The organism is Adlercreutzia sp. CNCM I-6215, assembly GCF_977072315.1.
The window spans coordinates 347,816-373,406 of sequence record NZ_CDRVMA010000001.1 but is presented as its reverse complement, the minus strand read 5'-3'; the positions used below and the strand labels follow the sequence as shown (position 1 = coordinate 373,406).

The following is a 25,591-nucleotide window of genomic DNA, read 5'->3' as shown; positions in this document are numbered from 1 at the left end:
TGCACCCTATGCGGAGTCAAGGACTTTTTAGCGCACAAGAGGGGAGAAGACATAGTAGTACTGCACGGCATCGCTTCCATCAGCGCGCAGAGGGAGATTTGCGTACAGGAGCTGCGTGTAAATATTGCCAGTTAACTCCGAGCCTTCCCGGGACAAAGCGGACGACACCATGTCGAGGACACGAACGTATAACGGCTCGTTAAAAGGCATCGTTCCCTTATCGCGTTCGGAAGATTCAGAGAATATCCCATCAACCCGGATCACCAAGGCTACCGCCTTGAACGAGGGCACGAAGCGCACATGAAGGCTAGCCAAGTCGACGTAATCGGCAAAACGAGTTGGAACAGAAAAGCCGCTCCGCGGAAGGTCGGGCGACGGCTCCGCCCCATCTCCCAACCCCTCGACATGATAATGAGGCGTATAGTGGACAAAGGGGATTTCGCGGGACCAGGTGCGCACCAAACGCTGTTGCTCCGAAGAGGCCTTGGTCCAAGCGCTTTCCAGATAGAAAAACGACGGAATGTCGATCACTTCATACGCCTCTAGTAGGTATGGAACCTTCGCCAAGAGCGCCCTATCGCGATCGAGAGATTCAATCAGATCAGAAGCCCGCCGACGCTCCTCCGCCAAAGGGCTTACGCGCTGGCCCAATTCGCAATCCATAGATGTTAAATCACCTGCAAGGATAACCTCTACGGATTCTTTCATCGAGATGCCGTAAGAGCCTAATAGGCGCGCCGTGAGTAGGCACAGCATGTTCTCGAAATGAAATCCCCGATAGTTGTTCTGCCCGCGGGCCCATGGATCTTTCGGCAGATACTTCTCGTAGAGACGAATAGTGCTGGGAGCCACCCCGAGAACCGCACAGAGTTCCTTTGTCGTTATCACATTCCCCTCCTTCAACAACGACGCCCCATTCAGCATACACCCTGCACCCTATGCCGAGTTGAGAGGTTTTTCCAGAAAAGAGAGTGCCCATTTCTCTTCTCCTATCGTTATAACGTGTTATAATTATCTGAACTGATTGGAGGCATTATGGCAACGGCAACACTTACCAAGGTCGGCAACAGCATGGCCGTCCTCCTTCCCAAGGCGCTTCGACAAGAGGCAGCTATAGACCAGGATACCCCCCTGCGACTTGCCTCACCTCGCAAGGGTGTGGTAGTCATTACCTCCATGCTCGACGACGAAGAGGATAGACTTGCTCGCCTACGACGCGTCGAAGCACGCATCGCTGCCCGACGCAATAAGATAAAACCCTGGCCGGAAGGACTTACCGCTGACGACTTGATTGCGCAGGCAAAGGAGGAGCGCTATCGTGACTTCCTTGCTCTTTGACACCAACGCCCTCATCTACTGGATACATCCCGATTCATCTTTTCACGAGGAAGCGCTCTGCCTTGTGGAGGAGGCATACATCAATCGAAGCACAATATGCGCTCTCTCCTCCTCTCTGAATGATGTTTACTACATCCTCTGTCGCCACTATATGACGGAAGAAGAGGCGCGTGAATCGTTGCGGGACATCGTCGACACCTTCGACCTTATCGATCTCACCGGGCTTTTCGTGCACGAATCCATCGACTCCGACGAACCCGACTACGAAGACGGCCTCATCCGCGTCGCCGCAGAGGAACTTCAGGTAGAAGCTATCATCAGTTACGACAAAGCCGCCTTCAAGAACTCATTCGTTCCGAAGATGACGGCCCAAGAGGCACTTGTTGCTTTCTTCCAAACAGAAAAAGGTCCCGAGGATTGATTTCTCGGGACCCCATTGATTGATTCTAAGTCTAGCAGGTGGCTCTTACAGCTCCTTCTTATACTCGTTCCACCAGGCCAGGACCTCGTTGCGGAGCTCTTCGGGGGTGCCGTCGTTGTTGAAGACCACGTCGGCTGCCTCGATGCGGTCGGCATCGGTGATCTGGCGAGCGATGCGAGCGCGCACGTCCTCCTCCGAAAAGCCCGAGGCCACGGCGCGCTCGATACGGGTCTCCAACGGCGCCAGCACGGCCATGACCACATCGGCCCCGTAAGCCAGCGACTGCTGGCGGTTGCGGAACACCGAGTACTCCACCACCACGGCAGGCTTGCCCTCGGCCTCGAAGCCGTCGATGAGGTCGGTGTAGCGCTCCTCGATGCGGGGCATCGTGATGGTGTTCAGCTTGCGCGTGGCGGCCGGCGTCGCGAAGGCCTTGGCGGCCAGGGCGCTGCGCACCACTTCCCCGTTCTCATCGAAGATGTCATCGCCGAACGCTCCGCGCAAATCGTCCTTCACCGTGTCCCACATGAGCACCTCGTGCCCCACCTGATCGAGATCGATCCAAGCCAGGCCCTCGTCGGTGAGCGCCTTGCGCGCCGTGGACTTGCCGGCGCCCATGCCGCCGATGAGAAACAGCTTCTTCATGCGAACCTCCTCCAAAACCGCGCACCTTCGCGCGATCATACCCAAGTAATTCAACGGAACCATCATACACGAGAAAGGCCGCTCCGAAGAGCGGCCTTTGAAAAGTCACTGGTCGTTCGCAGTCGCACGAACCCGCAGAGGCTACTCCTCGACGGTCTCCACCTCGACGACCTCGGCCTCGGCAACAGCCTCGTCCTTCTTGCGGCGGGCCGGCTTCTCCTCGGCCTGCACCGACTCGTCCACGTCGATCTCGAAGCCGAGCTCCTCGGCGGCGGCCTTCATGGACAGGGAGATGCGGCGGCGCTCCGGGTTGATCTCCATGACCTTCACCTTCACATCGTCGCCCGCATGCACGACCTGCGCCGGGGTGTCGATGTGACGGCCGGCCATCTCGGAGATGTGCACAAGGCCCTCGATGGAGTCGCCCAGCTCGACGAAAGCGCCAAAGGGAACGATCTTGGTGACCTTGCCGTCAACGATGGTACCCACGGGGTAGTTCTCCACCAGCTGGATCCACGGATCGGGCGTGGTCTGCTTGAGACCGAGGGAGATGCGCTCACGCTGCAGATCCACGTCGAGCACCTCGACCTCCACCTCGTCGCCCACCTTGACGACCTCGGAGGGATGGTTGACGTGGTTCCAGGACAGCTCGGAGATGTGCACCAGGCCGTCGATGCCGCCCAGATCCACGAAAGCACCGAAGTCCACGATGGAGGACACGTTGCCCTTGAGGCGCATGCCCTTGGAGAGCTTGGAGAGGATCTCGGCGCGCTCGTTCTTGCGGCCCTCCTCCAAGAGAACGCGACGGGACAGCACGACGTTGTTGCGGTTGCGATCCATCTCGATGACGCGGGCCTCGATCTCGGTGCCCAGGTAGGCATCCAGATCCTTCACGCGGCGCAGGTCCACGAGAGAGGCCGGAAGGAAGCCGCGCAGGCCGATGTCCAGGATAAGACCGCCCTTGACCACCTCGATGACCTCGCCGGTGACCACTTCGCCGGCCTTGAACTTCTCCTCGACGGAAATCCAGGCACGCTCGTACTCGGCGCGCTTCTTGGAGAGGATGAGGCGGCCGTCCTTGTCCTCCTTCTGGAGAACCAGAGCCTCGATCTTGTCGCCCAGGCTCACGATGTCGGACGGATCGGCATCCTTGCGGATGGACAGCTCGCGGGCCGGGATGACGCCCTCGCTCTTGAAGCCGATGTCCACCAGCACCTCGTCGTGCTCCAGCTTGACGACGGTACCGTCGACGAGATCGCCCTCGTCGAACTCGGTCAGCGTGCCGTCGATCATCTCGTTCATCTGCTCGTCGGAGATGTCGGAGAAGTCGATCACGGAGGTGTTCTTGATTTCGGTCAAAACGGACCCCTTTCAAAAACTAAATCGGGGACCCTTCGTCATGATGGTTGATACGTACCATGTTCGCTTGCAGAAGCAAGGATCGCGGTGCAACAAACATGTCTCGGGGGCCAACAGATACTTACACTTGCCGCCTATCGGCAAGCCCGCCCAGTATAGCACCGAAGGCGCGCGGCGCTTTGTGAATTTTCCCCGAGTGCTGACATTTTTCGCAGCGCGCCCACAAGGCGGCCGAGAAGAGCCCTCAGCGCGTCGAAGGCGCCCTACGAAAGCAGCAGCACGTCCTTCCGGGCGCGCGCCTCGCTACGCACCTCATCGGTAAACCCGCCTATACTGAAGAGGACATAGACGGGCGGGCCGCCAAAGCGCCGGAAAGAGGGGTCGTCCAGGGCCTTTCGAGCCTGCTCTTCCAAGTGCCTCAGCACATTGGCGCCCACGGGCCTCGCCCAGAACTTGCACTCGCCGAACACCGCTCGGCCCTCTTCGGCGCCCAGCCCCACAACGTCCAGCTCCACATCGCGTGCGCCCCACCAAGCGCCCACCCGCTCGGGCATGAAGGGGAGCGCCCCTTCCGCGCCCGCATCCCACAGGCGGTCGCGGCACACGTCCTCGTACACGTAGGCGACCTGCCCGTCGACGAAGTTGTTCCTAATCGTCTTCAGCGCCTCCGCCCGCCGCCCCGTCTCCAACAGCCCCATCTGGGGAAAGACGAAGCGGAACCAGAAGCGCAGGTAGTTGTCCTTGATGCGGTAGAGGCCCTTCTTGCTCTTCTCGGGGTTCTCCTCCGTCACGGGCACCACGCGCTCCAGCACATCGAGCCGCTCGAGCACTTTCAGGTACTTCGACAGCCCCGTCTGCCTCACGTTCAGCGCCGCGGCGATCTCCCCGCTCTTGCGGTTGCCCGCCGCCACCGCCTTCAAAATGGAGAAATAGGTTCCCACCTCGCTCACCTCCTTCGACAGAAGGAAGTTCGGCTCGTCGTACAGATAGCTGCTGGAGTTCAAAACGCTCTTCTCGATGCCGCGGTACACATCGTCCACGCCCCTGAAGCTCTCGATGTACTTGGGGACGCCGCCCGTGACGCTGTAGAGCTCGACCAGTTCGCGGCGCCCGATCTCCTTCGTGAAGAAATCCCGGTAGAACCGAAAGGGAATCTGCTTCATGCGAACCTGCGCGGTGCGCCTCCCGTAGAGGGGGCTGTTATAGGAGAGCACCTGGCTTTCCATGAGCGAGATGAGCGAGCCGCACAGGATGACCATCACGTTGCGCTTGGAAAGCATCGTGTCCCAGATGCGCTGGAAGACGGAGGGGAACGCCGGGTTCGCCTTGCCGAGGTACTGGAACTCGTCCAGCGCGACGACGAGGCGCTCGCCGTCGCTCGTCAGACGGTCGAAGAGAACGTCCCAGTTGTCTACGGACACCTGGCCGAGCAGCTCGTCGCCCGTGAACGCGGCCACCTGTTTCTGGAAGGCCGCGCGGTTCTGTTCCTCCGACTCCTCCGTCGCCAGGAAGTACAGCGCGCGCTTGTCGCGGACGAACTCGGTGATGAGCGCCGTCTTCCCGATGCGGCGCCGGCCGTAGATGACCGCCATGGCCGCCTGGTGGTCGGCGAACTGCTCCTCCAAGGCGGCGAGTTCTTCAATGCGATCGACGAACGCGTCCACAATTGCCCCTTTCTCTCCCATGCTTCGTTGGAGGGATATTATACTTCAAAGTATTATACTTCAAAGTATAATCTGATGCACATCCAGCTCACGCAGGGCCTCCTCGCCCTATTCTTTACTTTCCGCATCATCTTTCGTGAGCGCAGACGTTGCGCTAGAATGAGAGGATGCGTTTGCGTCCGGTCGGCTTCATCGGGATAAGGCTCAGCCATGGAATTGACTCTTTCGGTGTTCCTCTCGCAGGCAGGAAATCATCCGATCCTGCTCGGCATTCTGGCGCTGGTCATCGGCGTGACCATCATCTCGGGCGCCACCGACGCCCCCAACGCCATCGCCAGCGCGGTCTCCACCCGCTGCCTCACCCCCGGCGCCGCCCTCGCGCTCGCTGCCGTGTTCAACTTCGTGGGGCTGGTGGGCATGACCTACATCTCCACGGCCGTGGCCCACACCATGTTCAACATGGTCGATTTCTCCGGCAACACCCACCAGGCGCTACTCGCGCTCATAGCCGCCATGATAGGCTCCATCGGCTGGGGCGTCTTCTGTTGGTTCTGGGGCATTCCCGCCAGCAAGTCCCACTCGCTCATCGCCGGCGTCACCGGCGGGGCCATCGCGCTGAACGGGCTTGCCGGCGTCGTGCTCTCCGAGTGGATGCTCGTCATCTACGGCATGGTGTTCTCGCTGGTGGGCGGCTTCATCCTCGGTATGACCACCACCAAGATCATCGAGTTTCTCTTCTCCGGCGTCAACCGCCAGCGCGGCAACAAGGTGTGCATGGTGCTGCAGGACATCTGCGCCTGCGCGCTGTCGTTCCTCCACGGCGCCCAGGACGGGCAGAAGTTCATGTCCATCGGGCTTTTGGGCATCGCGCTCGCCTTCGGCATGGAGACGAGCGGCGCCACCGACTTCCCCCTGTGGCTCATGATCATCTGCTCAGCGGCCATGTCGCTGGGCACGCTTCTCGGCGGCAAGCGCATCATCAAGTCCGTGGCCATGGACATGGTGTCGCTGGAGAAGTACCAGGGCGTGGCGGCCTCCCTCTCCACGGTGATCACGCTGTTCGTGGCATCCATGACCGGCATGCCCGTCTCCACTTCCCACTGCTCCACCGCCTCCATCATGGGCGTAGGCGCCTCGAAGAGCTTCCGCCGCGTGAACTGGGGCGTCGCCCGCCGTATGGTGTGGGCCTGGGTGCTCACCTTCCCCTGCTGCGGATTTATCGGCTGGGCCTTGGCCAAGCTGTTCATGATGCTGTAGAAAAGGGCCCGGACATGAGTCCGGGCCCTTGGGTGAACCGCAGCTGGGATCGCCTTACGCTTCCTCAGCGGCTTTTGCTTGGGCCTCGCGGATGGCCTTGGTCATCTGATCCACGCAGGAGGTGGAGCGCCGCCCGCAGGTGTGGCCCTCCATCATGGCGACGATGTCGTCGACGTTCTGGCCAGCCACCAGCTTGGAGATGGCCTTCAAGTTGCCGTCGCAGCCGCCGGTGAACTGGACGCTCTTGATGGTGTCGCCGTCCAGTTCCACATCGATCTGACGGGAGCAGACGCCGCGGGGAATGTAGGTGTGCATGTCGGTTCCTTTCTCGCACCTTGTTTCGGCGAGATTGTACCGCATTGTGGCCTACACCGCCGTCGCGCCGCGCTCGCCGGTGCGGATGCGCACCACTTCCTCCACAGGCGCCACGAAGATCTTGCCGTCGCCCACCTCGCCGGTGCGGGCGGCGCCCACGATGGTGTCCACCAGCGCGTCCACCGCGTCGTCTTCCACCACTACCTCGAATTTCACCTTCGGCACCATGTTCAGCATCACTTCGGTGCCGCGCACGTACTCGCTCCAGCCGTGCTGGGCGCCGCAGCCGTGCACCTGCGAGATGGTCATGCCCTTCACATCGGCGGCGAACAGGGCATCCTTCAGCGGCTCCATCTTCTCGGGCCGCACAATAGCCGTTACTCGTTTCATAGCCGCAACTCCTTTCTCAATCGCTCCGCCGTGCTAGTCCAGACCCAGGTAGGCCGGATAGGCCGACTCGCCATGGACGGCCACATCGAGCCCAGCCGCCTCATCCTCGGCGCTCACCCGCAAGCTGCCCTTGAAGCAGGCCTTGATGATAAGCCCCAGCACTACGTCCGCGATGGCCACGAAGGCGATGGTCACCAGGATGCCCAGCACCTGCGAGCCCAGAAGCGACCAGTCGCCGGTGTACAGAAGGCCGCCGTGCTCGGTCCAGGAGAGCCCGGGCACGCAGAACAGACCCGTGAGGATGCCGCCCACGATGCCGCCGACGCAGTGGCAGCCGAAGGCGTCCAGCGCGTCATCGTAGCCGAGGCGCCGCTTGGCCTGGGAAATGGCCGCGTACACGATGGGGCTCACGATAAGTCCCATGACGATCGCCGCCCAGGGCTCCACGAACCCTGCCGCCGGGGTGATGGCCACAAGGCCGGCCACCAGGCCCGTCGCCGCGCCGACGAGCGTGCACTTCCCCACTGTGATGCGCTCGGTGATCATCCAGGAAAGCACGCCGGCGGCGCTCGCGGCCACGGTGTTCAGCAGCGCGAGACCCGCCACGCCATCGGCGGCGAACTCGCTGCCAGCGTTGAAACCGAACCAGCCGAACCACAGAAGCGCCGCGCCCAGGGCCACAAAGGGCACATTGTGCGGGCGGTAAGACAGCACCGCAAACCCTTTGCGCCGCCCCAGCATAAGGCAGAGGATGAGCCCGGTGAGGCCCGAGGAGATGTGCACCACATCGCCGCCGGCGAAGTCCAGGGCCCCGATCATGTCGCCAATGAGCGAGCCGTCACCGCCCCACACCATATGGGCGAGCGGCGCGTACACCACGACGACCCACACGGCCACGAACGCGCATACGGCGCCGAACTTCATGCGTCCAGCTACAGCACCGGTGATGATGGCGCAGGTGATCATGGCGAAGGCCATCTGGAAGACGATGTCGATAATGGCCGGATAGCCCGCCGCTAACTCGGGGTCGTTGGCCAGCGCTCCTTGGCCGGACAGCACCGCGAAGGCGTCAGGTGTGCCTTCGGCCTCGGCCACCATGTCGTTCACGGCGCTCAGGCACCCGATCTGGTCGAGGCCGCCGAAAAACGGCAACGAGCCGTCGCCGCCGTAGGCGAACGACCAACCGCAAACGACCCACATAACCCCAACGATGCCGAGCACGCCGAACACCATCACCATGGTGTTCACGACGTTCTTGCGACGGGAGAGACCTCCATAGAAGAAGGCGAGTCCGGGCGTCATGAGCAGCACCAGCATGGCGCAGACGAGCATGAACCCAGTGGAACCGGTGTCAATCATCGCGATCAACCCCTTTCACAGTTCGCGGGCCCTCGGCGAAAAGAGGTCGGGAGGCGCCGCGCGCCGCACCGCGCGGGCCTCCCCACCCCTTGTCGCCCAAGATGCCCAACGGCAAGGACACCCCGATTGTTCCACGGCACCTGGTGACCTGCGCGCTCAACGATGATTGTTAACCCCCTCAAAAATAAGTGTTAACACTGGCGACCATTCCTTGTTACTGGGCGGAAACAAATGCCCGCGCGTCCCGTCACAGATCGCCGAAGCATTACAATGGCAGCGTTGCCTTTACAAAGAATCGGCGCGATTTGGTCACAAAATCGAGTTCTGGGTTTTTGCAGACCTCAAGACGACATAAGAGCAAGAGGAATATATCGCTAAACGATATACTACACAAAGTCGCAACCGTTAATTGGGTCGTATCGCCCATAAAGAAAACCCAGAACTCGATTTTGTGACCACTTTTTCGAAAAGTTTTGTCACAACGCGGAAGGATGCACTCATGAGCGTTACATTTCGACAGGTCGAGCGCGACGAAGAGGTCGAGGCCCTGGCCCATATGGCCTACCATATTTGGAACGAGTACTGGCCGGCCATCATCGGCCAAGCGCAGACCGACTACATGGTGGAGAAGTTCCAGAGCCTGAATGCCTTCCGCACCGACATTGCCGACAATGGCTACGAGTACTTCTTCATCATGCAGCACGAGGACGAGACGCCCCACGAGCTGGGCGCGGCGACGCACGGCGCCGACATCCACGACCAGGGCGACACCGTAGCCGGCCGCGTCAACGACGACGTGGAATCCGACCGCGACGACGAGTTGGCCCACGACACCGAGGACTTCGCCCGCACGGCCGCCGTCCCCCGCATCGTCGGCTACACCGGAGGGCACGTGGAGGCGGACACGAACCGCTTCTTCATCTCGAAGATCTACCTGTTAAAGGAACACCGCGGGGAGGGCCTGTGCTCGGCCACCATCCGCTTCTACGAGCGCCTCGCCCGCGAGCGCGGCCTCGATGCCCTCTACCTCACGGTGAACAAGCACAACGAGATGGCCATCCGCGCCTACAAGGCCAAGGGCTTCGAGGTCATCGACGCCGTGGAAACCGACATCGGCGACGGCTACATCATGGACGACTACATCATGGAGAAGAAGCTGCAGTAGCTGGCCCCGCGAGTCAGCCTCCATAGGGGCGACCTCGGTCGCCCCTCCCAATCAGAAAACAAAGTACTGCGGAATTCTCTTGATCCGCAATGCCTATTCGTCGACAAGAAACCGCGCCACATAATCTGCCGGAGCGATTGAGCGCACCTTTGATCGAGCAAACGCCGTAACGTCTCGCGTGACGATGAAATCAACGCGGGCGTTCTCGGCGCAGGCGCGCACTAAACCGTCTTCGAAATCAGGCTCGTCGGAATCTGCAGCCTGACGACAGAGGGCGTAATCGACTGAGCAGATAATGAAATCGTCCATCACAGCCTTGATGTAGGTTCGCGCGTCCTTCTCCCCCATGGCTTTGGAGAGGATGTAGTACAGATCTTTGAGCGACGTGGCGCAAACATATGCGACGACCTCTTCATAGGCCACGGCCTCGGCGATGGCGGCGGCTGCATCGAACCCCTCCGGCCGTGCCAAGGCGAGGTCGAGCATAACGTTGGTATCGAGAAGCACCTTACTACTCATAGCGGCTCGCAACGAGATCGCGAATCTCTTGGTCACTCAGGCGAGCGATGTCGCTACCCTGATGCTTCTTCGCAAGGCTCAGCATCATGGCCACACCGCCTTTTTTCTTCGAGTGCACACGCGTATCGGGGAGCGCCCCCGTCTCGCAAATGTAATCGACGAGGACACCGCTGCAGTATTGCCCAAAGGACAAGCCGTACTCTTGTCGTGCCAGGGCGTCGGCAAGAAGGATCTTCTCGGCATCGGCCCGTCCCGAAAACGTCTTCGTCGCCATAGCAACCTCCATTCGCTAGCCTCACTGTACCTCATCCTAAGGAATTTGTAAACAAGTACACAGAGCAGTGTATCGTATTTGGGACTCTATAGCACGAGGCGCCCGTCCTACCGCACGAAAAGAAGGACGCGCATCCGTGACGGGTGCGCGTCCTTTCTCGAACAGCTGGCATCGCCCCTGGGGAGGGAAGGAACGGGCGAGCCAGACGGATTCGGCTATCGGAGGAGGCCTACGCCCATCCTTCGAGTGCGCCGCCTCCACGGCTCGCGACGATTTGAATCGACTTGTCGACTTGCGCTATTGCTCGACTGCCTACCAGGGAAAGAAGCAGGTGTTTTGGCTGAACGAAGCGCGTTGGCTGTGAGGTTCGATTAACCTAGCGCCTCGCGCACCGTAGCGGCGATGCCTTCGGCATTCAGGCCGAGGTCGGCGAAGAGTTGGGGCACGGGACCCTGGCCGATGAAGCGGTCGGGGATGCCCAGCGTGACGGCAGGCGTCGTGGCACCCTGGCGGGCCAGCACCTCCAGCACGCCCTCGCCGGCGCCTCCCGCGATGACGCCCTCCTCCACCGTGACCACCAAACGGCAGGCCGCCGCCGCAGCGATGGCCTCCGCATCCAGCGGCTTCACCCAGCGCATGTCCACCACGCGGCACTCGATGCCCTCGGCGGACAGCAGCTCGGCGGCGGCGCGGACTTGGCCCACCATGCGACCGAAGGCGAGCAGGGCCACGTCGCCCCCCTCGCGCACCGTGCGGGACTTCCCCACTTCCAGAACTTCCGGCACATCCGGCAACGGCGCACCCTCGGCCTCGCCGCGCGGGTAGCGCAGCGACACGGGGCCCTCCAAAACCAGCGCCGTATGCAGCGCGTGCACGAGCTCCGCCTCGTCGGAGGGCGCGAGCACCCGCATGTTCGGCACCATGCGCGTGTACACCATGTCGAAGACGCCGTGGTGCGTAGGCCCGTCATCGCCCACCAGGCCCGCGCGATCGAAAGCGAACACCACATTCGCCTCCGGCAGGGCCACATCGATGATCATCTGATCCACAGCCCGCTGCATGAAGGTGGAGTACAGCGCCACCACGGGCTTCTTGCCACCCGACGAGAGGCCGGCCGCCATGCCCACCGCCTGCTCCTCGGCGATGCCCACGTCCACAAAGCGCGAGGGGAACTCCGCCGCGAAGGTCTTCAGCCCCGTGCCGCCGGTCATGGCCGCCGTGATGGCCACCACGTCCGCGTCGTTGGCCGCCTCGTCGGCGAGCGCCGCACCGAACACCTCGGTGTAGCTGGGGGCGCGCCCGGGCTTCTTCAACGCGCGGCCCGTGGCAATATCGTAGGGGCCGGTGCCGTGGAACGCCTCGGGGTCGCGGCGGGCGGGCTCGTAGCCCTCCCCTTTCCGGGTGACCACGTGCACAAGGGCCGGGCCGTCCATTTCCAGCACGAGCGATAAAACGTCGCGCAGCTCGGCGATGTTGTGGCCGTCGATGGGCGCGGTGCACACGATGCCGAGCGACTCGTAGATCATCGTGTGGGGAATCACCATTTGCTTGAGGGATTCCTTCATGTTCTTGCCGAAGCCGAGCAGCCCGCGGGCCGCGGGGCCTCCCTGCTCCATGGCCGCCTGCAGGCCCTCGCGCGCCTCGCGGTAGTGGCTGTTGGCGCGGATGTTGCCCAGATGCTTCATAAGAGCGCCCACGTTGCGCGAGATGGACATCTCGTTGTCGTTCAAGATGACGACGAGCGGCAACTGCTCGTTGCCCATGTAGTTCAGCGCCTCGAAGGCCATGCCTCCGGCGAGCGACGCGTCGCCGATGAGGGCCACCACCTTCTCGTCGGTGCCCTTCAGCTGACGCGCCTTCGCGAGACCCGTGGCGATGGAAAGCGAGTCGGACGCATGGCCCGACGGGTGCACGTCGTAGGGACTCTCCGACGGCTTGGTGAAGCCGGAAAGGCCGCCGTAGGTGCGCAGTGTTTTGAACGCCTCGCGCCGGCCAGTGAGCAGCTTGTGGGCGTAGGCCTGGTGCCCCACGTCGAACACCACGCGGTCGCGCGGCATGTCGAGCAGGCTCTCCAAGGCCACGATGATGTCCACGGCGCCCAAAGACGACGCCACATGTCCCCCGGTGACCGAGGTGGTGGCGACGATCTCCTGGCGGATCTCGCGGGCTAAAATGGCCAGCTCCTCGTTATCGAGCACCTTCAAATCGGCCGGCGAGCTGATAGCATCGAGTATGCGCGGGACATCCATGGGCGGTTTCCTTTAGGCCTCGCGGGGCATGTCGGTTGAACCCGTAGGGGTAGCGCTTGCGCCGCCCTCCTCGGCCGTCGTTTCCTCTTCCGTCGCCAGAAACGCGTCCAAGTCCTGCTCGGACAAATCGCACGCGGAAAGGCCCAGCTTCACGGCCTCCTCGTACAGCTTCAAGGCGTCATCCAGCGAGATGTCCTCGGCGGACACCTCGTCAACGATCTCGGAAAGGCGCTCGTGCACGTCCTCGAAGGTGCGACCCTGCTCGTCGGCCATGGCGCCTACACCCCCACCTGCACACAAGCAGCGGCGCCCGAGGCGCCCACCAGGGCATCCACCGGGCCGGCGGCGGCAATGTCGGCTCCGACCGCATCAGCCGCGCCCGCGCCATCGCCTTCCATAGAACGCGCGATGCGCCCCAGCACGCCGTTCACGAAGCGCGGCGAGTCGTCCTCGCCGCCGAAGCCCTTGGCCAGCTCCACCGCCTCGTTGATGGAGACCGACACCGGCACGTCGTCGCAGTGGAACATCTCGAAGACGGCCAGGCGCAGAATGGAGCGGTCCACGATGGGCATGCGGGAGAGCGCCCAGTTCTCGGACGCCGCTTCAATACGCTCATCTACCTGGGCCTGGTTCGCCTCCACGCCGCGGATGAGCGCCAGGGCGTAATCGGTCAGCGTCCCCTCCTCGATGCGGCCGAACGCGCCCGCCTCGGCAGCATCGGCCTCATCGGCGGGAGCCTCGCGCGCCACCAGGCACAGCCCGCAGTCGAGCAGCTCGCTGGGCGATTTGCCCGTCAGCTCGCTCGTGTACAGCACCTGCACCGCGCTGATGCGGTCGCGGGTGCGCTCGTGGATTCTCGGAGCCATACCGCGCGCCACCTACGCCTTGAACTGGAGGCCGTCGATGTACACGTCCACCGAGGACACCTCCACGCCGGCCTGGGTGGCCAGCGCCTCGGCGATGGCGCTGCGCAGCTGGGCCGCCAGCTCGGGCAGCACGTAGCCGTAGTAGACTTCCACGTGCACCGCCACGGAGAGCTTGCCGTCGTCGCCCATCTTGGTCTCGATGCCGGAGGTGGAGGGCTTGTTCGCCAGCATGGAGCGGATGCCGCTCGTGGCGAAGGAGCCCAGCGAGGCCACGCCGTCCACCTCGCTGGCGGCCACGGAGATGATGGTCTCCATGACCCCCGGGGCGATGGAAAGGCCCTCGACGTTCATCTGATCTGTCATAGTACGTCTCCCATCTGGGTTTCGATAAAGTCGGTTGTCGCGTCACCGGCCAAGAATACCTCGTTATCGAGCACGCGTTTGTGGAATGGGATAGTTGTTGCGATTCCTTCAATAACGAACTCGTCCAAGGCGCGCTTGGCGCGGGCGACGGCCTCGGCGCGATCCTGGCCGTGCACGACCACCTTGGCCACGAGCGAGTCGTAGTAGGGCGAGATGCGGGAACCGGGGCGCAGGTAGGTCTCCACGCGCACGCCGGGGCCCGCCGGGGGCTCGAAGCGCGTGACGGTGCCGGGGCAGGGGCGGAAGCCGTGCTCGGGATCCTCGGCGTTGATGCGCAGCTCGATGGCGTGGCCCGAAGGCGAGAACGGCGCGCGGCCCGCGCAGCTCATGGGCTCGCCGGCGGCGATGCGCAGCTGCTCCTTGATGATGTCGGTGCCGGTGATCTCCTCGGTGACCGGGTGCTCCACCTGCACGCGGGTGTTCATCTCCATGAAGTAGAACTGGCCGCGCTCGTCCAGCAGAAACTCGATGGTGCCGGCGTTGCGATAGTCCACGGCGCGCACGGCCTTCAGGGCCGCCTTCATCATGTCGCGACGCAGGTTCTCGGAAAGCGCCGGCGAGGGGGCCTCTTCCAGAAGCTTCTGATGACGCCGCTGGATGGAGCAGTCGCGCTCGCAGAGGGCCACAGCGTTGCCGTGATCGTCGGCGAGCACCTGCACCTCCACGTGGCGCGGGCGCAGCACGAGCTTTTCCAGATACACCCCGTCGTTGCCGAAGGCGGCGCCGGCCTCGGTGCGGGCGGCCTTGTACTGGGCCGCGAGATCGGCCGGGTCGTGCACCTCGCGCATGCCCTTGCCGCCGCCGCCAGCCGTGGCCTTGATGAGCACCGGGTAGCCCACCTTCTCGGCGAACGCGGCAGCTTCTTCCACCGTATCCAGGCAGCCGTCGGAACCGGGCACCGTGGGCACGCCGCACATCTTCATGGTCTCGCGGGCCGACGACTTGTCGCCCATGCGGTCGATGCACTCAGGGGCGGGGCCGATGAACACCAGGTCGTTGTCGGCGCAGGCGCGGGCGAACTCCGCGTTCTCGGCCAAAAAGCCGTAGCCGGGATGAATCGCCTCGGCGCCGGTGTTCTTCGCCGCGGCAATGATGGAGGCCATGACCAGATAGCTCTTGTTCGACTGGGCAGGGCCGATGCAGACGGCCTCGTCGGCGTAGCGCACCGGATAGGTGTCGGCATCCTCCGTGGAGTACACGGCCACCGTCTTCACGCCCAGCTCGCGGGCGGCGCGCATGATGCGCAGCGCCACCTCGCCGCGGTTGGCAACTAGAATTTTCTCGAACATGCTTGTCTCCTACGCGCCCGGCGTGGGGTCGTGGGGCTCCACGTAGAAGAGCACGGTGCCGTACTCCACCGGCGTGGCGTCGGACAGGCACACCTCGCGCACGGTGCCCATCTCCTCGGCGGCGATCTCATTCATGAGCTTCATGGCCTCCACGATGCACAGCGTCTCGCCGGCGGCCACCTCGTCGCCCACCTTCACGAAGGGCGGCTCGCCCGGGGCCGGGGCCTCGTAGTAGGTGCCCACCATGGGAGCCACCACCGGCTTCCATGTGGCCGGACGATCGCTCGCCGGCTCCTCGGCGGCCGGCGCGGGCACGGCGGCAACGGGAGCCGCCTGGGCCTGCGGAGCGGCGGGCACGGCAGCGGCCGGAGTACCCTGACCCGGCATGCGGACAGCGATGCGCATGCCCTCTTCCTCTACGACGATCTCCCCGACGCCGCTCTCCTCGGCAACGCGAACCAGCTCGCGAATCTGATTGATGTCCACGTAATCGTCCTCCTTGGTGGCGCTGGACTCCTGCTCCAGCATGAAATCGACTTTCTCGGATACCCGGTGCTTGCTCAAATAGGTGCGGGCCTCGTTGGGGAACAGGGCGTACATGAGCACGTCCTCCTCGCTTTGGGCCAAATCGCCAATCTCGGCGGCGCACTCGTCGTAGGTGGTGGTCACCAGCGTGCCGGGGGCGATCTTCGGATCCAAGATCTCGGCATCGCCGGCCACCTTCGCCACGATTTCCTTGTCCATGTTGCCCGGCGCCTTGCCGTAGTAGCCGCACACATAGTCCTTCATCTCCTTGGAGATGACGCTCCAGCGCTTGCCCGTCAGCACGTTGAACACCGCCTGGGTGCCCACGATCTGGGACATCGGCGTCACGAGCGGCGGATAGCCCACCTCGGCGCGCACCTTCGGAATCTCGGCCATCACCTCGGGCAGACGGTGCGCGGCCTTCTGCACCTCCAGCTGGCTGATGAGGTTGCTCATCATGCCGCCGGGCACCTGGTGCGAGTACACCTGCATATGAATGAGCGAGGACACGCCGCGCTTGTAGTGGCCGCGCTTGCGCATCTCCTCCCAGTACTCGGAGATCTCGAACAGCAGATCCAAGTCGAGGTCGGTGTCGTAGCGGCTCTCCTTCAGAGCGGCCACGATCATCTCCACCGCCGGATGCGAGTTGCCGAACGCGAGCGGAGCATGAGCCGTGTCGGCCACGGCCACGCCCGCCTCGGCGGCCTTCAGGATGTTGGCCGGGGCCATGCCGCCGACATAGTGGCAGTGGATGTGCACCGGCAGGCCGATTTCCTCGTTGAACGCCTTCACCATGCGCTCGGCGCGATAGGGCGTGAGCATGCCGGCCATATCCTTGATGGCGATGGTGTCGGCGCCCAGATCCTTCAGCTGCTGGCCGTATTCCAAGTAGGAGTCCAGCGTGTGCACCGGCGAGATCGTGTAGGAGATGGCGCCCTCGAACAGACCGCCGCACTCCTTGATGGCCTCGGCGTTGTCCACGACGTTGCGGATGTCGTTCAGCGCGTCGAACACGCGGAAGACCTCGACGCCGTTGCGATGCGCCGCGTTGATGAAGCGGTGCACGATCTCCTTGGAGTAGTGCTTGTAGCCGACGAGGTTCTGCCCGCGCGAGAGCATGGCGAGCGGCGTGTTGGGCGTGTTCGCCTTGATGGCGCGCAGACGCTCCCAGGGGTTCTCGTCCAAAAAGCGCAGGCAGGAGTCGAACGTCGCCCCGCCCCACGCCTCGATGGCCCAGTAGCCGACGCGGTCCATCTTCGGCAGGATCGGCAGCATGTCGCCGATCTGCATACGGGTGGCCCAGAGGCTCTGCTGACCGTCGCGGATGGTCGTGTCCATGATCTGAAGCCGTGGCATGAACTCACACCTCCTTATACACAGGTTAGTCAAAGATCAAGTTTCGGATTATAGGGGAAGCCTACCACGGCCCTGCGCCGCGCCGTCCGATTTGCCGACAAGAAACATCAACGAAGCGGCGGGAGGGGCGAACGCGGCCGAAGGGTTGCGCAGGGGGCGGCATCGGCAATCCTTAATCCAAGCGCTCCCTTCGCTCAACCACCGCAGTTCAACCACCGCAAGCCTCAAAAACCAGAGACGCCTTCTGCCCGCTTGGCATTTTTCGGAAATAGATGGGAGTTTCGAGCGCCATCGGGAAATAGATGGGAGTCTCGAGCGCCAAAACCGCCTCTCTCGTAAGCAAAACGCTCCGAGAAGTACGCAAAACTCCCAACAACTTCCGATTCTCCCGTCCCGGCTGCGCGAAACTCCCAACAACTTCCGATTCTCGCGATCCTCTTCCGCAATATCCCGGAATCGCCCTCTCGACATCCCCGCCACCTTAAATCCAACCCCTTCGATAATCCGCATCCGAATCAACGATCAGGGCCTTTCCCATCACGAAACAAGAAGGAGTTGTGATAGCTCCTCAGCTGCTTGCGAAGCCGCATGTGCCGATCCAAATGGCCGGCCCCTCTTTTCTTCTTAGGTTTGCCCATTCTCGCTGACAGCTGATCAAGGAGCTCAGCGCATTGGAATACATTGCCGAGCTGAGAGCCCGTCATGGTGACCAGATCATAGCCCGCCAGCAGAAGCGCGTCCTTTCGCCGCGCATCGCGGCTGACCCTATCGTCTGTCCCGTGGAACCTCTTACCGTCATACTCCAAAATCAGGCGCTCTTCGGGCCAGAGAATATCGCACACCGCACGCCGACACCCGCAGGCTCGCTGGATGCTCTCGGAGAAGTCAATGGGCTCGTTCAGGCGACCGCGCCGCAAACCCAAACCACCTTCGCGCGAAGAAATAAACGCCAAGGCTGCAAGCTCGGTTTCCATAGGGGGATGCCGACTTCGCCATAACATGCCGCACGGCACGTCTGGCCAACTGAACGCCATCGTGGTTGCGGGCGCGCGCAACGAAGGCCGACAGGCGGCTCGGCGTCGTCAACGGCGAGCGCACCAAAGACGACGACAGCTCGTCGGAAAGCGGGTAGCAGCCGCACAGTTCGAACCCGAGCGCGACCAGCTCTCCAAACGCAAGCGCCTTGGCCATCTGAAGGAACAAGAGCTCGGGCGAGCTGACGAGAACGCTTGGCGCGACCTTGACGAACGACCCGCGAGGGAAGGCGACCGTTGTTCGATGCTTCTTAACTACCGGCGTGTCTCTGGCTCCCTGCGAACCCTCGACAAGCACGTGCACAGGCGCTGAACAAACGTCAATGCCCGCATCGCGTAAGCAGTCGATAACGTCCTCATCGCGGAAAGCGCATTGACGGAGAGACGGAACGAAAAGGACGGGAAACGAAGGCGTATGCCCAGTCTCGCCTGGCCGCATGTCGTGAAACACCCGCAGCGCGAGCGGGTGAGAAGAAGACCACCAGCGCCAGAACTGAAGAGCCGATATGTAACCGAGGTAAAGCTTCATGGCGCACCACAATAAACGGAATTGTCGCGGAATAAAGCTGGCGGGATCGCCTCGACAAAACCAACATTCATGAGCGTATAAGTCCTGGTCATAGGATAGAAATGCGACTCTATTACGGCTTGCGGAAGACACGCTCTCCATAAGCCCCCATGACAGCCCCGCCGCATAGGAGCGCCTCGCGTTTTCCACCGCATCCGACACGCCAAGTTTTCCACCGCGCTTGCTGAGCCGCGCTTCCATCGCATTCAACAACCGTTTTTCGCTGCGTCCCCTCCCCGCCCAACCTTTCGCTCTCCTTTCGCCTTCATCTCGTCGCCAACCGATCCGGCAGCATGATGCCCTTCCATATTTGCCGCCCCCCTTTCTTTCGACTCTCACCCAAAAACTCCTCCTCCCGCCCCATTACCTTCCATCCCCCTCCTTTATCGCTTCCCTCCTCCCCGCTTTCCTACCCCGCCCCCATCAGGCTAAACGCGAAGTTTACCCCGCTGGGGTAATAGCTTTTCGGGGCGGCGCGGCGCACACTGGGCGCCATCGTTTCTAACACAAGTAAGGAAGGGAGGAAACGATCATGAGCATCGACGAAGAGAAGGGGGCCGCGGGCGGACCGGCTCCCAAGAAGCGTCCCAAGCGCGGGTGGATCGTCGCCGGCGTGGTGGCGGCCATTATCGTGGTGGCCGGCGCCGGGTTCTGGGTGTGGCACGAGCAGCCGAGCTTCTGCAACGCCATCTGCCACAGCCCCATGGACTACTACGTGGAGACCTACGACTCCGGCGACCCGAACCTGGGCGTGACCGTGCACGCGAAGGCCGGCGAGTCGTGCCTCGACTGCCACACCGCCGAGCTGACGACCCAGATCTCGGAGGTGTGCGCCTGGGTGTCCGACAACTACCCCATGACCGAAGACGGCACCATGCTCGCCACCGGCAAGCAGTTCGCCAGCGAGGAGTTCTGCGCGCGAGCCGAGTGCCACGGAGGCAAGTCCTTTGACGAGATCACCGCGGGCCTGTGGGGATTCGCCGGCAACGACGAGAAGTACAACCCGCATTCCAGCCATCAGGACATGGCCTTGGAATGCGGCGACTGCCACAAAGCCCACGAGAACCAGGTGCTCGTCTGCAACGAGTGCCATGATCTGACCCTGCCCGAGGGATGGGAGGCTCCCAATGTCCAGTAACGTAACACGTCGCAGCTTCTTCAAGGGCGCGGGCCTTGCGGCCCTGGGCGGCCTGTCCGCTGCGGCCCTCTCCGGCTGCGGGCACGGCTACGCCGCCGCCGAGCCGACCAATCCGAGCACCGGCGACTTCGACGGCCCCTCCTGGTTGGGAGCGCCGCCCGTCATCGACGAGGCCAATATCGCCGAGACCATCGAGACCGAGGTGCTCGTCGTGGGCATGGGCACCGGCGGCATCCCGGCCATGATCTCGGCCGCCGAGAACGGTGCGAAGGTGCTCGGCATCGACCGCCAGGGCACCCCGCATAACGTCCGCGAGGACATCGGCGCCATCGATTCGCGCCTGCAACAGGCCTCCTTCGACGAGTTCCCGGAGTTCCGCATCGAGAAGAAAGAGGCCGTCGAGGACATCGTCCGCTACGCCAACGGCTTTGTGAACTACGACCTGGTGAAGCTGTGGGCCGACGAGTCCGGCGCCATGGTAGACTGGCTCACCGACATCATCCAGCGCGACGGCAAGCTCGTCATGGAATTCGAGGGCGGCGTGGGCGACACCTCCGACCCGGGCCGCGACAAGGCCTTCGCCACCGGCCACAGTCCGCAAAAAACCGATGCCGTGGCCGAGGACGAGGAGTGGGGCTTCGCCGAGTCCATCTTGGCCTACGCCGCCGAGCAGGGCGCCGAGACACGCTGGTACTGCGAGTTCATCAAATGCGAGACCGACGAGTCCGGCCGCGTGACCGGCGTCATCGCCCGCGACGTGCAGGGCGACCGCCACTACCTGCGCATCAACGCCAGCAAGGGCGTCATCCTCTCCACCGGCGGCTACGGCAACAACCTGGAGATGATGGAGGACCGCCAGGCCTGGAACCAGAAGATCCGCATCGCGGCCCCCGGCTCCGGCGGCAACCCCACCGGTTCCGGCATTAAAGCGGCGCTGTGGCTCGGCGCCACTATGGACCCGCTCGGCGCGGCCTGCACCTTCAACCGCGCCTGCGTGAAGCCCGACCAGTACGCCGGCGACGGCGTGCTCGGCCGCTGGTTCTGGTTTGGCGAGCAGCCCTTCCTGAAGCTGAATCTGAAGGGCGAGCGCTTCTGCAACGAGAGCGGCCCCTACGACTACATGCTGCACTCCACCATCATGCAGCCGCACCAGACCTACGTGGACATCTGGGACGCAAACCACGCCGCGCAGGCCGAGGCCTTCGACGAGGTGGGCTGCTGCCGTCTGTTCCCCTTCCCCAACGGGGCGAAGAACAACATCCCCATGCAGGTGGTGGACGGTATGATAGAGAAGCTCATCGAGGACGGTTACGTGCAGAAGGCCGACACCATGGAAGAGCTCGCTGAGAAGCTGAACCTTCCCGTGGAGACCACCGTGGCCTCGTGGAAGCACTACAACGAGATGGCCGCGGCCGGCGAGGACACCGACTACTACAAGGAGAAGCACCGCCTGATGGCCATCGACACGCCGCCCTTCTACGGCGTGCGCACCGGGGCGTGGTTCTTGGCGACGCTCGACGGCGTCACCATCGACACGAACATGCACCCGTGCGACGAAAACGGCGACCCCATCGAGGGCCTGTACCTCACCGGCAACGACTCGGGCGGCTTCTTCTCGGTGAGCTATCCAAACCTGCTGACGGGACTCGCCTGCGGGCGCACCATGACCTTCGGCCGCCGCGCCGGCATGCTGGCGGCAACCGGGCAGGCGTAAGGCGTCCGCGTCTTCAAGGCCCCTTCGCCTTCGCGAGTCGTTTATTCCGCAACCCGCGAAGGCAGTTCGTCAAGCCCTTCCTAAGGGACACCACCCGTCGCGCCTCCCCTCCAGCGACCAGCGGTTATGAGAGCGAGCCCCCTGTCCCGCGCGGACAGGGGGCTTTCGCGTGTAGAATGGAGGGAAGCGGGAAGGAGCGAAAGGGAGCGACATGGAAACGGAATGCACTGCAGAAAAGGCGAGCCCCTTGTGCGGGTTCGTCGCGCTGCTTTTGACGCTCGGCACCACCTCTCTTATGAACGGCTCGCTCTTCCCGCAGTTCGACGCGATCTTCATGTTCGCCCGCGACATCTCCGTCACGTTCTCGGCAGCAACTTTGCTCGGCCTTGGACTTGCGGCCTACCGCGCCCCGCGCCTTCTGCGGGAGCGCGCCATCGTCGCCGTGGCGGTGGCGTGTCTTGTAGGCGGCGGCGCGCTTCTGGCCCTGGGGCTTGGGTTTTCCGCGCCGGCGCCCCTCGTTGCGGGTGCGAGCCTCGCCGCCATCGGCCGATCGGTGGCGACCATATCGGTGGCGCTTTATCTCGCGCGCCTCGAAATGCACGCGACGGCCGTGATCATCGCTGCGGCCTACACCGTTCAGCTGGCGGCGAGCCCCGCGTCATCGCTTCTGCCCCCGTGGGTCGGAACCGCTCTCTTCCTGGCTTTCCCCTTGGCGGCCATCGCGCTTACCGCCCGGGGGGCGCGCCTCTACTTCGCCGTGGCCCACGACCGGCCTTCGCCGAGCGACATCGCCGTCACGCGGCCGGCCTCGTTCCTCGCGCCGTTCTCGGCCCTGTTCGTGTGCTTGTTTTTGTTCCAGGTGGCCTTCGGGTTCGCCCTGCGTTTCGGAGAGGTGGCGGGCACGCCGCGCATGTCGTTTCTCTCGGCCATCCCGCTTGCCCTCGTGGCCCTTTACGTGATTTGCTCGCGCCGGCGCTTTCCCGCCGACGGTCTCGTGCAGCTGTCGGCCCTCGCGGTGATGGCCGGGTTCCTTCTGGCAACCCAGCCCCTGCTCGCCGCCGACAGCGGAGCGGCCGACGTGGCGCTGCTGAACGCCGGCAACGGCCTGTTCATCATGGCCGCCCAGATGGCGCTCATCACCATTGCCACGCGCAATCCGCTCGGGGCCATCACAACGGTAGCCTGGGGCAACGGCGTTTCGGCCTTAGGATCGCTCACAGGAGCCGCCGCGGGCATGCTCGCCAACGGCGCCGCTGCCAGCGTGCCTGCCCTGCGCGTGGCCATCCCCGCGGCGCTGCTGCTGGTCTTCGCCGCCTACGTGACCATCGGGCTGAAGCGCTTCACCTTCGCCGGCGCCATCGACGGCATCGATCCGGTGCTGGTGGGGGCGACGACCACTGGGAAGGGAACCGATGCGGGAGCACAAGCGGTACCGGGCGCCGGAACGGGGTCAGTGCCGGTGCCGATGCCCGCGGCCCGCACCCCCGAGGAGGCCTTTGCCTCCCGCTGCGCGGCCATCGCCGAGGAGTTCTCCCTTACCCCGCGCGAGGCCGAGGTGTTCGCCATGCTCGCCCGCGGCCGCGACCGCGCCTACATCGAGGAGGCGCTCGTCGTGTCCCGCAACACCGTGAAGGCCCACGTGAAGCACGTCTACGCGAAGCTCGGCATCCATTCCCACCAGGAGCTGCTCGATCTAGTGGAAGGTTGAACACTTCCCAGCGGCCACGTTTGCAGCGCGCTGTCAATCGAGAAACTGTTGCCTAATTATGAACAATTTACTTGCCTTTTCCTCGCTTCAACAAAGCCCCGTGTACGGACGATAAAATATGCAAGAAAACAATTGACACGGGAGGCATTGTGGCCATTCGCATCATCGTGGACTCGTCGGCGGACATGGAAGAGGGCTACGCCCGCGCCCACGACATTACCATCATCCCCATGACCATCGCATTCGGCTCCGAACAGTACGCCGAGGGCGTCGACCTTTCGCGCGAGGAGTTCTTCGAGCGCCTCGTAGAAACCGACGAGCTGCCCCGCACGAGCCAGATCCCTCCCATGGTGTTCCAAGACCTCTTCCAAGAGGCCGTCGATGCCAGCGACGAGGTCGTCTGCATCACGCTTTCCAGCCACATCTCCGGCACCTACCAGAGCGCCTGCATCGCCGCGGCGCCGTTTAAGGAGTCGGTCTTCGTGGTCGACAGCGAGAACGCCACCATCGGCGAGCGTATCCTCGCCGAGCGCGCCTGGGCCCTGCGCGATGAAGAGCTTTCCGCCGCCGACATCGCCTACTGCCTCAACCAGGAGAAGAAGGACATCCGGCTCGTGGCCTCCCTGGATACGCTGGAGTACCTGCGCCGCGGCGGCCGCATTTCCGGAGCGGCGGCCCTCGTGGGCGGCATGCTCTCCATCAAGCCCGTGGTGGGCGTCGTCGATGGCGACGTCGTTGTGCTGGGCAAGGCCCGCGGATCGAAGCAGTCGAAGAACATGGTGTTCCAGAAGATCGACGAGGCCGGCGGCATCGACTTCACGCGGCCCATCTGGGTGGCCTACTCGGGCCTGTCCGACGCGACGGCCCGCAAGTACATCGCCGACAGCCTGACGCAGGCGAAAGCCGCCGAGGAAGCAGCCGCCGACGAGTCCGCCGTGCCGGACGACTTGCCCCTCGCGCAGGTCGGCGCCGTCATCGGCACCCATGTGGGCCCGGGCGGCGTCGCTTTCGCCTTCTTTGCCAGAGAATAGACGGAACCAGAAGGGCGCCGTTCGCTCTTCCATGGAACTAGTCCAATCCTCCAGAACAGTTGCATGCCCATTTTTTCCAAGAAATTGCGTTTGTTAGCGTGAAGAGGGGCTATTCGCCTCCGTTTGACTCTGTTTTCAGCTCAAAACGGAGGAATTGCGCCCAAATTCACCGCATCGGAAGGGGCAGCGCTCCGAAAACGAGTCCGTGAATGCTAACAAACGCAATATTTCGGAAAAAACGCGACGGCGTTTTGCCCAAAGCACAAAAAGGGCTCCCCTAAGGGAGCCCTCGAGATCACCGAAGCGGCGCGGAACTTTAAACGCGCTTGATGACGCGGCCGTCGCGGGTGTCGATCTGCAGGACGTCGCCAATCTCGATGAACGTCGGCACCTGCACCTCCTTGCCCGTCTCAAGCGTGGCCGGCTTCAGCGTGTTGGTGGCGGTGTCGCCCTTGAAGCCCGGTTCGGTGTGGGTGACCTCGAGCTCCACGAACATCTGGGGCTCCAGGCTGATGAGCTCGTCGCCGGCGTACAGAAGCGTCGCCTCGTCGTTCTCCTTCAGCCAGTCGGCCGCGGAGCCCACCATATCGGCGGAGACGGGCATCTGCTCGAACGTGCTGTTGTCCATGAACCAGTAATCGGCGCCGTCGTTGTAGAGGTACTGCATCTTCTTGGACTCAAGACGCACGGAATCGAACTTCGTGCCGGCGTTGAAGGTGTAGTCGACCACGCGGCCGGTCTTGATGTCCTTGAGCTTGGTGCGCACGAACGCGCCGCCCTTGCCCGGCTTCACATGCTGGAACTCGACGATGGTGCACATCTTGCCGTTGTTGATGATGCACATGCCGTTCTTGAAATCGGCGGTAGAAATGCTTGCCACGGATGCTTCCTTTCCTGCTCACGCGCTGCGGCAAACCCTCTGGTCGCCCGCCGCGTTTGGTTCAAACTGGTACAGTATAGCCGTCTCGCGCCCTCTTCGCAAAG

At 63.2% G+C, this 25,591-nt stretch carries 25 protein-coding genes; 8 read left to right on the top strand and 17 right to left on the bottom strand.

The window, feature by feature from the left end; genetic code table 11:
* Positions 1–27: 27 nt before the first annotated feature.
* Positions 28–888 carry a MerR family transcriptional regulator gene (locus ACW4LP_RS01550; protein ID WP_418380201.1) on the bottom strand — a complete coding sequence of 287 codons (861 nt, stop codon included), beginning with the start codon at positions 886–888 and terminating at the stop codon, positions 28–30.
* Positions 889–1,035: 147 nt separating this feature from the next.
* Between ACW4LP_RS01550 and ACW4LP_RS01545 the strand changes: the two genes are divergently transcribed.
* Both ACW4LP_RS01545 and ACW4LP_RS01540 read left to right on the top strand, forming a co-directional pair.
* Entirely contained in the window at positions 1,036–1,338 is a 303-nt protein-coding gene (locus tag ACW4LP_RS01545) for an AbrB/MazE/SpoVT family DNA-binding domain-containing protein (RefSeq protein ID WP_114549056.1), read from the top strand.
* Complete coding sequence (locus ACW4LP_RS01540) at positions 1,319–1,759, top strand: type II toxin-antitoxin system VapC family toxin (RefSeq protein WP_114549057.1); 441 nt, start codon at positions 1,319–1,321, stop codon at positions 1,757–1,759. The genes ACW4LP_RS01545 and ACW4LP_RS01540 overlap by 20 nt, the downstream gene beginning before the upstream one ends.
* Positions 1,760–1,804: 45 nt before the next feature.
* Here ACW4LP_RS01540 and coaE read toward each other — a convergent pair whose 3' ends face one another.
* The 3 genes from coaE to ACW4LP_RS01525 all read right to left on the bottom strand — a co-directional run bounded on the left by coaE (position 1,805) and on the right by ACW4LP_RS01525 (position 5,427).
* A complete protein-coding gene (gene coaE / locus ACW4LP_RS01535; protein ID WP_173113814.1) occupies positions 1,805–2,404 on the bottom strand; it encodes a dephospho-CoA kinase in 600 nt (199 codons plus the stop codon).
* 141 nt (positions 2,405–2,545) lie between these two features.
* Positions 2,546–3,763 (bottom strand): 30S ribosomal protein S1, encoded by a 1,218-nt coding sequence (gene rpsA, locus ACW4LP_RS01530; protein WP_114539880.1) that lies wholly within the window; start codon positions 3,761–3,763, stop codon positions 2,546–2,548.
* Positions 3,764–4,026: 263 nt separating this feature from the next.
* Complete coding sequence (locus ACW4LP_RS01525) at positions 4,027–5,427, bottom strand: ATP-binding protein (RefSeq protein WP_114539881.1); 1,401 nt, start codon at positions 5,425–5,427, stop codon at positions 4,027–4,029.
* A 210-nt stretch (positions 5,428–5,637) separates the two neighbouring features.
* Between ACW4LP_RS01525 and ACW4LP_RS01520 the strand changes: the two genes are divergently transcribed.
* Positions 5,638–6,684: an inorganic phosphate transporter gene (locus ACW4LP_RS01520; RefSeq protein ID WP_114539882.1), complete on the top strand. Its 1,047-nt coding sequence runs from the start codon at positions 5,638–5,640 to the stop codon at positions 6,682–6,684.
* Positions 6,685–6,738: 54 nt separating this feature from the next.
* Here the strand turns inward: ACW4LP_RS01520 and ACW4LP_RS01515 are convergent, their stop codons facing one another.
* From ACW4LP_RS01515 to ACW4LP_RS01505, 3 genes are read right to left on the bottom strand one after another with little or no spacing between them, the layout of a single operon-like run.
* Positions 6,739–6,999: a TIGR03905 family TSCPD domain-containing protein gene (locus ACW4LP_RS01515; RefSeq protein ID WP_114539883.1), complete on the bottom strand. Its 261-nt coding sequence runs from the start codon at positions 6,997–6,999 to the stop codon at positions 6,739–6,741.
* 51 nt (positions 7,000–7,050) lie between these two features.
* Positions 7,051–7,389 carry a P-II family nitrogen regulator gene (locus ACW4LP_RS01510; protein WP_114539884.1) on the bottom strand — a complete coding sequence of 113 codons (339 nt, stop codon included), beginning with the start codon at positions 7,387–7,389 and terminating at the stop codon, positions 7,051–7,053.
* A gap of 33 nt (positions 7,390–7,422) precedes the next feature.
* Complete coding sequence (locus ACW4LP_RS01505; RefSeq protein ID WP_114539885.1) at positions 7,423–8,748, bottom strand: ammonium transporter; 1,326 nt, start codon at positions 8,746–8,748, stop codon at positions 7,423–7,425.
* Between the two features lie 499 nt (positions 8,749–9,247).
* Here ACW4LP_RS01505 and ACW4LP_RS01500 point away from each other — a divergent pair, with 499 nt between their 5' ends.
* Positions 9,248–9,913, top strand: coding sequence for a GNAT family N-acetyltransferase (locus ACW4LP_RS01500; protein ID WP_302233620.1), 666 nt, complete (start codon positions 9,248–9,250; stop codon positions 9,911–9,913).
* Between the two features lie 93 nt (positions 9,914–10,006).
* Here the strand turns inward: ACW4LP_RS01500 and ACW4LP_RS01495 are convergent, their stop codons facing one another.
* From ACW4LP_RS01495 to ACW4LP_RS01455, 9 genes are all read right to left on the bottom strand, one after another.
* The gene (locus tag ACW4LP_RS01495; RefSeq protein WP_114539886.1) at positions 10,007–10,432 is read right to left on the bottom strand and encodes a PIN domain-containing protein; all 426 of its coding nucleotides are present in this window, start codon (positions 10,430–10,432) and stop codon (positions 10,007–10,009) included.
* Positions 10,425–10,706, bottom strand: a complete 282-nt coding sequence (locus tag ACW4LP_RS01490) for a hypothetical protein (RefSeq protein WP_114549065.1) — start codon at positions 10,704–10,706, stop codon at positions 10,425–10,427. The genes ACW4LP_RS01495 and ACW4LP_RS01490 overlap by 8 nt, the downstream gene beginning before the upstream one ends.
* A gap of 371 nt (positions 10,707–11,077) precedes the next feature.
* Positions 11,078–12,955 (bottom strand): 1-deoxy-D-xylulose-5-phosphate synthase, encoded by a 1,878-nt coding sequence (dxs, locus tag ACW4LP_RS01485; protein WP_114539888.1) that lies wholly within the window; start codon positions 12,953–12,955, stop codon positions 11,078–11,080.
* Between the two features lie 12 nt (positions 12,956–12,967).
* Positions 12,968–13,228, bottom strand: a complete 261-nt coding sequence (xseB, locus tag ACW4LP_RS01480; RefSeq protein WP_114549067.1) for an exodeoxyribonuclease VII small subunit — start codon at positions 13,226–13,228, stop codon at positions 12,968–12,970.
* 5 nt (positions 13,229–13,233) lie between these two features.
* The gene (gene nusB / locus ACW4LP_RS01475; RefSeq protein ID WP_302233619.1) at positions 13,234–13,821 is read right to left on the bottom strand and encodes a transcription antitermination factor NusB; all 588 of its coding nucleotides are present in this window, start codon (positions 13,819–13,821) and stop codon (positions 13,234–13,236) included.
* Positions 13,822–13,833: 12 nt separating this feature from the next.
* The gene (locus ACW4LP_RS01470) at positions 13,834–14,184 is read right to left on the bottom strand and encodes an Asp23/Gls24 family envelope stress response protein (RefSeq protein ID WP_302233618.1); all 351 of its coding nucleotides are present in this window, start codon (positions 14,182–14,184) and stop codon (positions 13,834–13,836) included.
* Positions 14,181–15,533 (bottom strand): acetyl-CoA carboxylase biotin carboxylase subunit, encoded by a 1,353-nt coding sequence (accC, locus tag ACW4LP_RS01465; RefSeq protein ID WP_114539891.1) that lies wholly within the window; start codon positions 15,531–15,533, stop codon positions 14,181–14,183. Before accC ends, ACW4LP_RS01470 begins: the two co-directional genes overlap by 4 nt.
* A 9-nt stretch (positions 15,534–15,542) precedes the next feature.
* Positions 15,543–17,414, bottom strand: a complete 1,872-nt coding sequence (accB, locus tag ACW4LP_RS01460) for an acetyl-CoA carboxylase biotin carboxyl carrier protein (RefSeq protein WP_443613109.1) — start codon at positions 17,412–17,414, stop codon at positions 15,543–15,545.
* 885 nt (positions 17,415–18,299) lie between these two features.
* Complete coding sequence (locus ACW4LP_RS01455; protein WP_417177151.1) at positions 18,300–19,355, bottom strand: hypothetical protein; 1,056 nt, start codon at positions 19,353–19,355, stop codon at positions 18,300–18,302.
* Between the two features lie 193 nt (positions 19,356–19,548).
* Between ACW4LP_RS01455 and ACW4LP_RS01450 the strand changes: the two genes are divergently transcribed.
* The 4 genes from ACW4LP_RS01450 to ACW4LP_RS01435 all read left to right on the top strand — a co-directional run bounded on the left by ACW4LP_RS01450 (position 19,549) and on the right by ACW4LP_RS01435 (position 24,607).
* Positions 19,549–20,154 (top strand): cytochrome c3 family protein, encoded by a 606-nt coding sequence (locus tag ACW4LP_RS01450; RefSeq protein WP_114540474.1) that lies wholly within the window; start codon positions 19,549–19,551, stop codon positions 20,152–20,154.
* Positions 20,144–21,868 carry an FAD-dependent oxidoreductase gene (locus tag ACW4LP_RS01445; protein ID WP_161127484.1) on the top strand — a complete coding sequence of 575 codons (1,725 nt, stop codon included), beginning with the start codon at positions 20,144–20,146 and terminating at the stop codon, positions 21,866–21,868. Before ACW4LP_RS01450 ends, ACW4LP_RS01445 begins: the two co-directional genes overlap by 11 nt.
* Positions 21,869–22,079: 211 nt before the next feature.
* Complete coding sequence (locus tag ACW4LP_RS01440) at positions 22,080–23,576, top strand: helix-turn-helix transcriptional regulator (protein WP_161127485.1); 1,497 nt, start codon at positions 22,080–22,082, stop codon at positions 23,574–23,576.
* Between the two features lie 149 nt (positions 23,577–23,725).
* Positions 23,726–24,607, top strand: coding sequence for a DegV family protein (locus ACW4LP_RS01435; RefSeq protein ID WP_161127486.1), 882 nt, complete (start codon positions 23,726–23,728; stop codon positions 24,605–24,607).
* A gap of 316 nt (positions 24,608–24,923) precedes the next feature.
* Here ACW4LP_RS01435 and efp read toward each other — a convergent pair whose 3' ends face one another.
* Positions 24,924–25,487 (bottom strand): elongation factor P, encoded by a 564-nt coding sequence (gene efp, locus ACW4LP_RS01430; RefSeq protein ID WP_114516453.1) that lies wholly within the window; start codon positions 25,485–25,487, stop codon positions 24,924–24,926.
* Positions 25,488–25,591 lie beyond the last annotated feature (104 nt).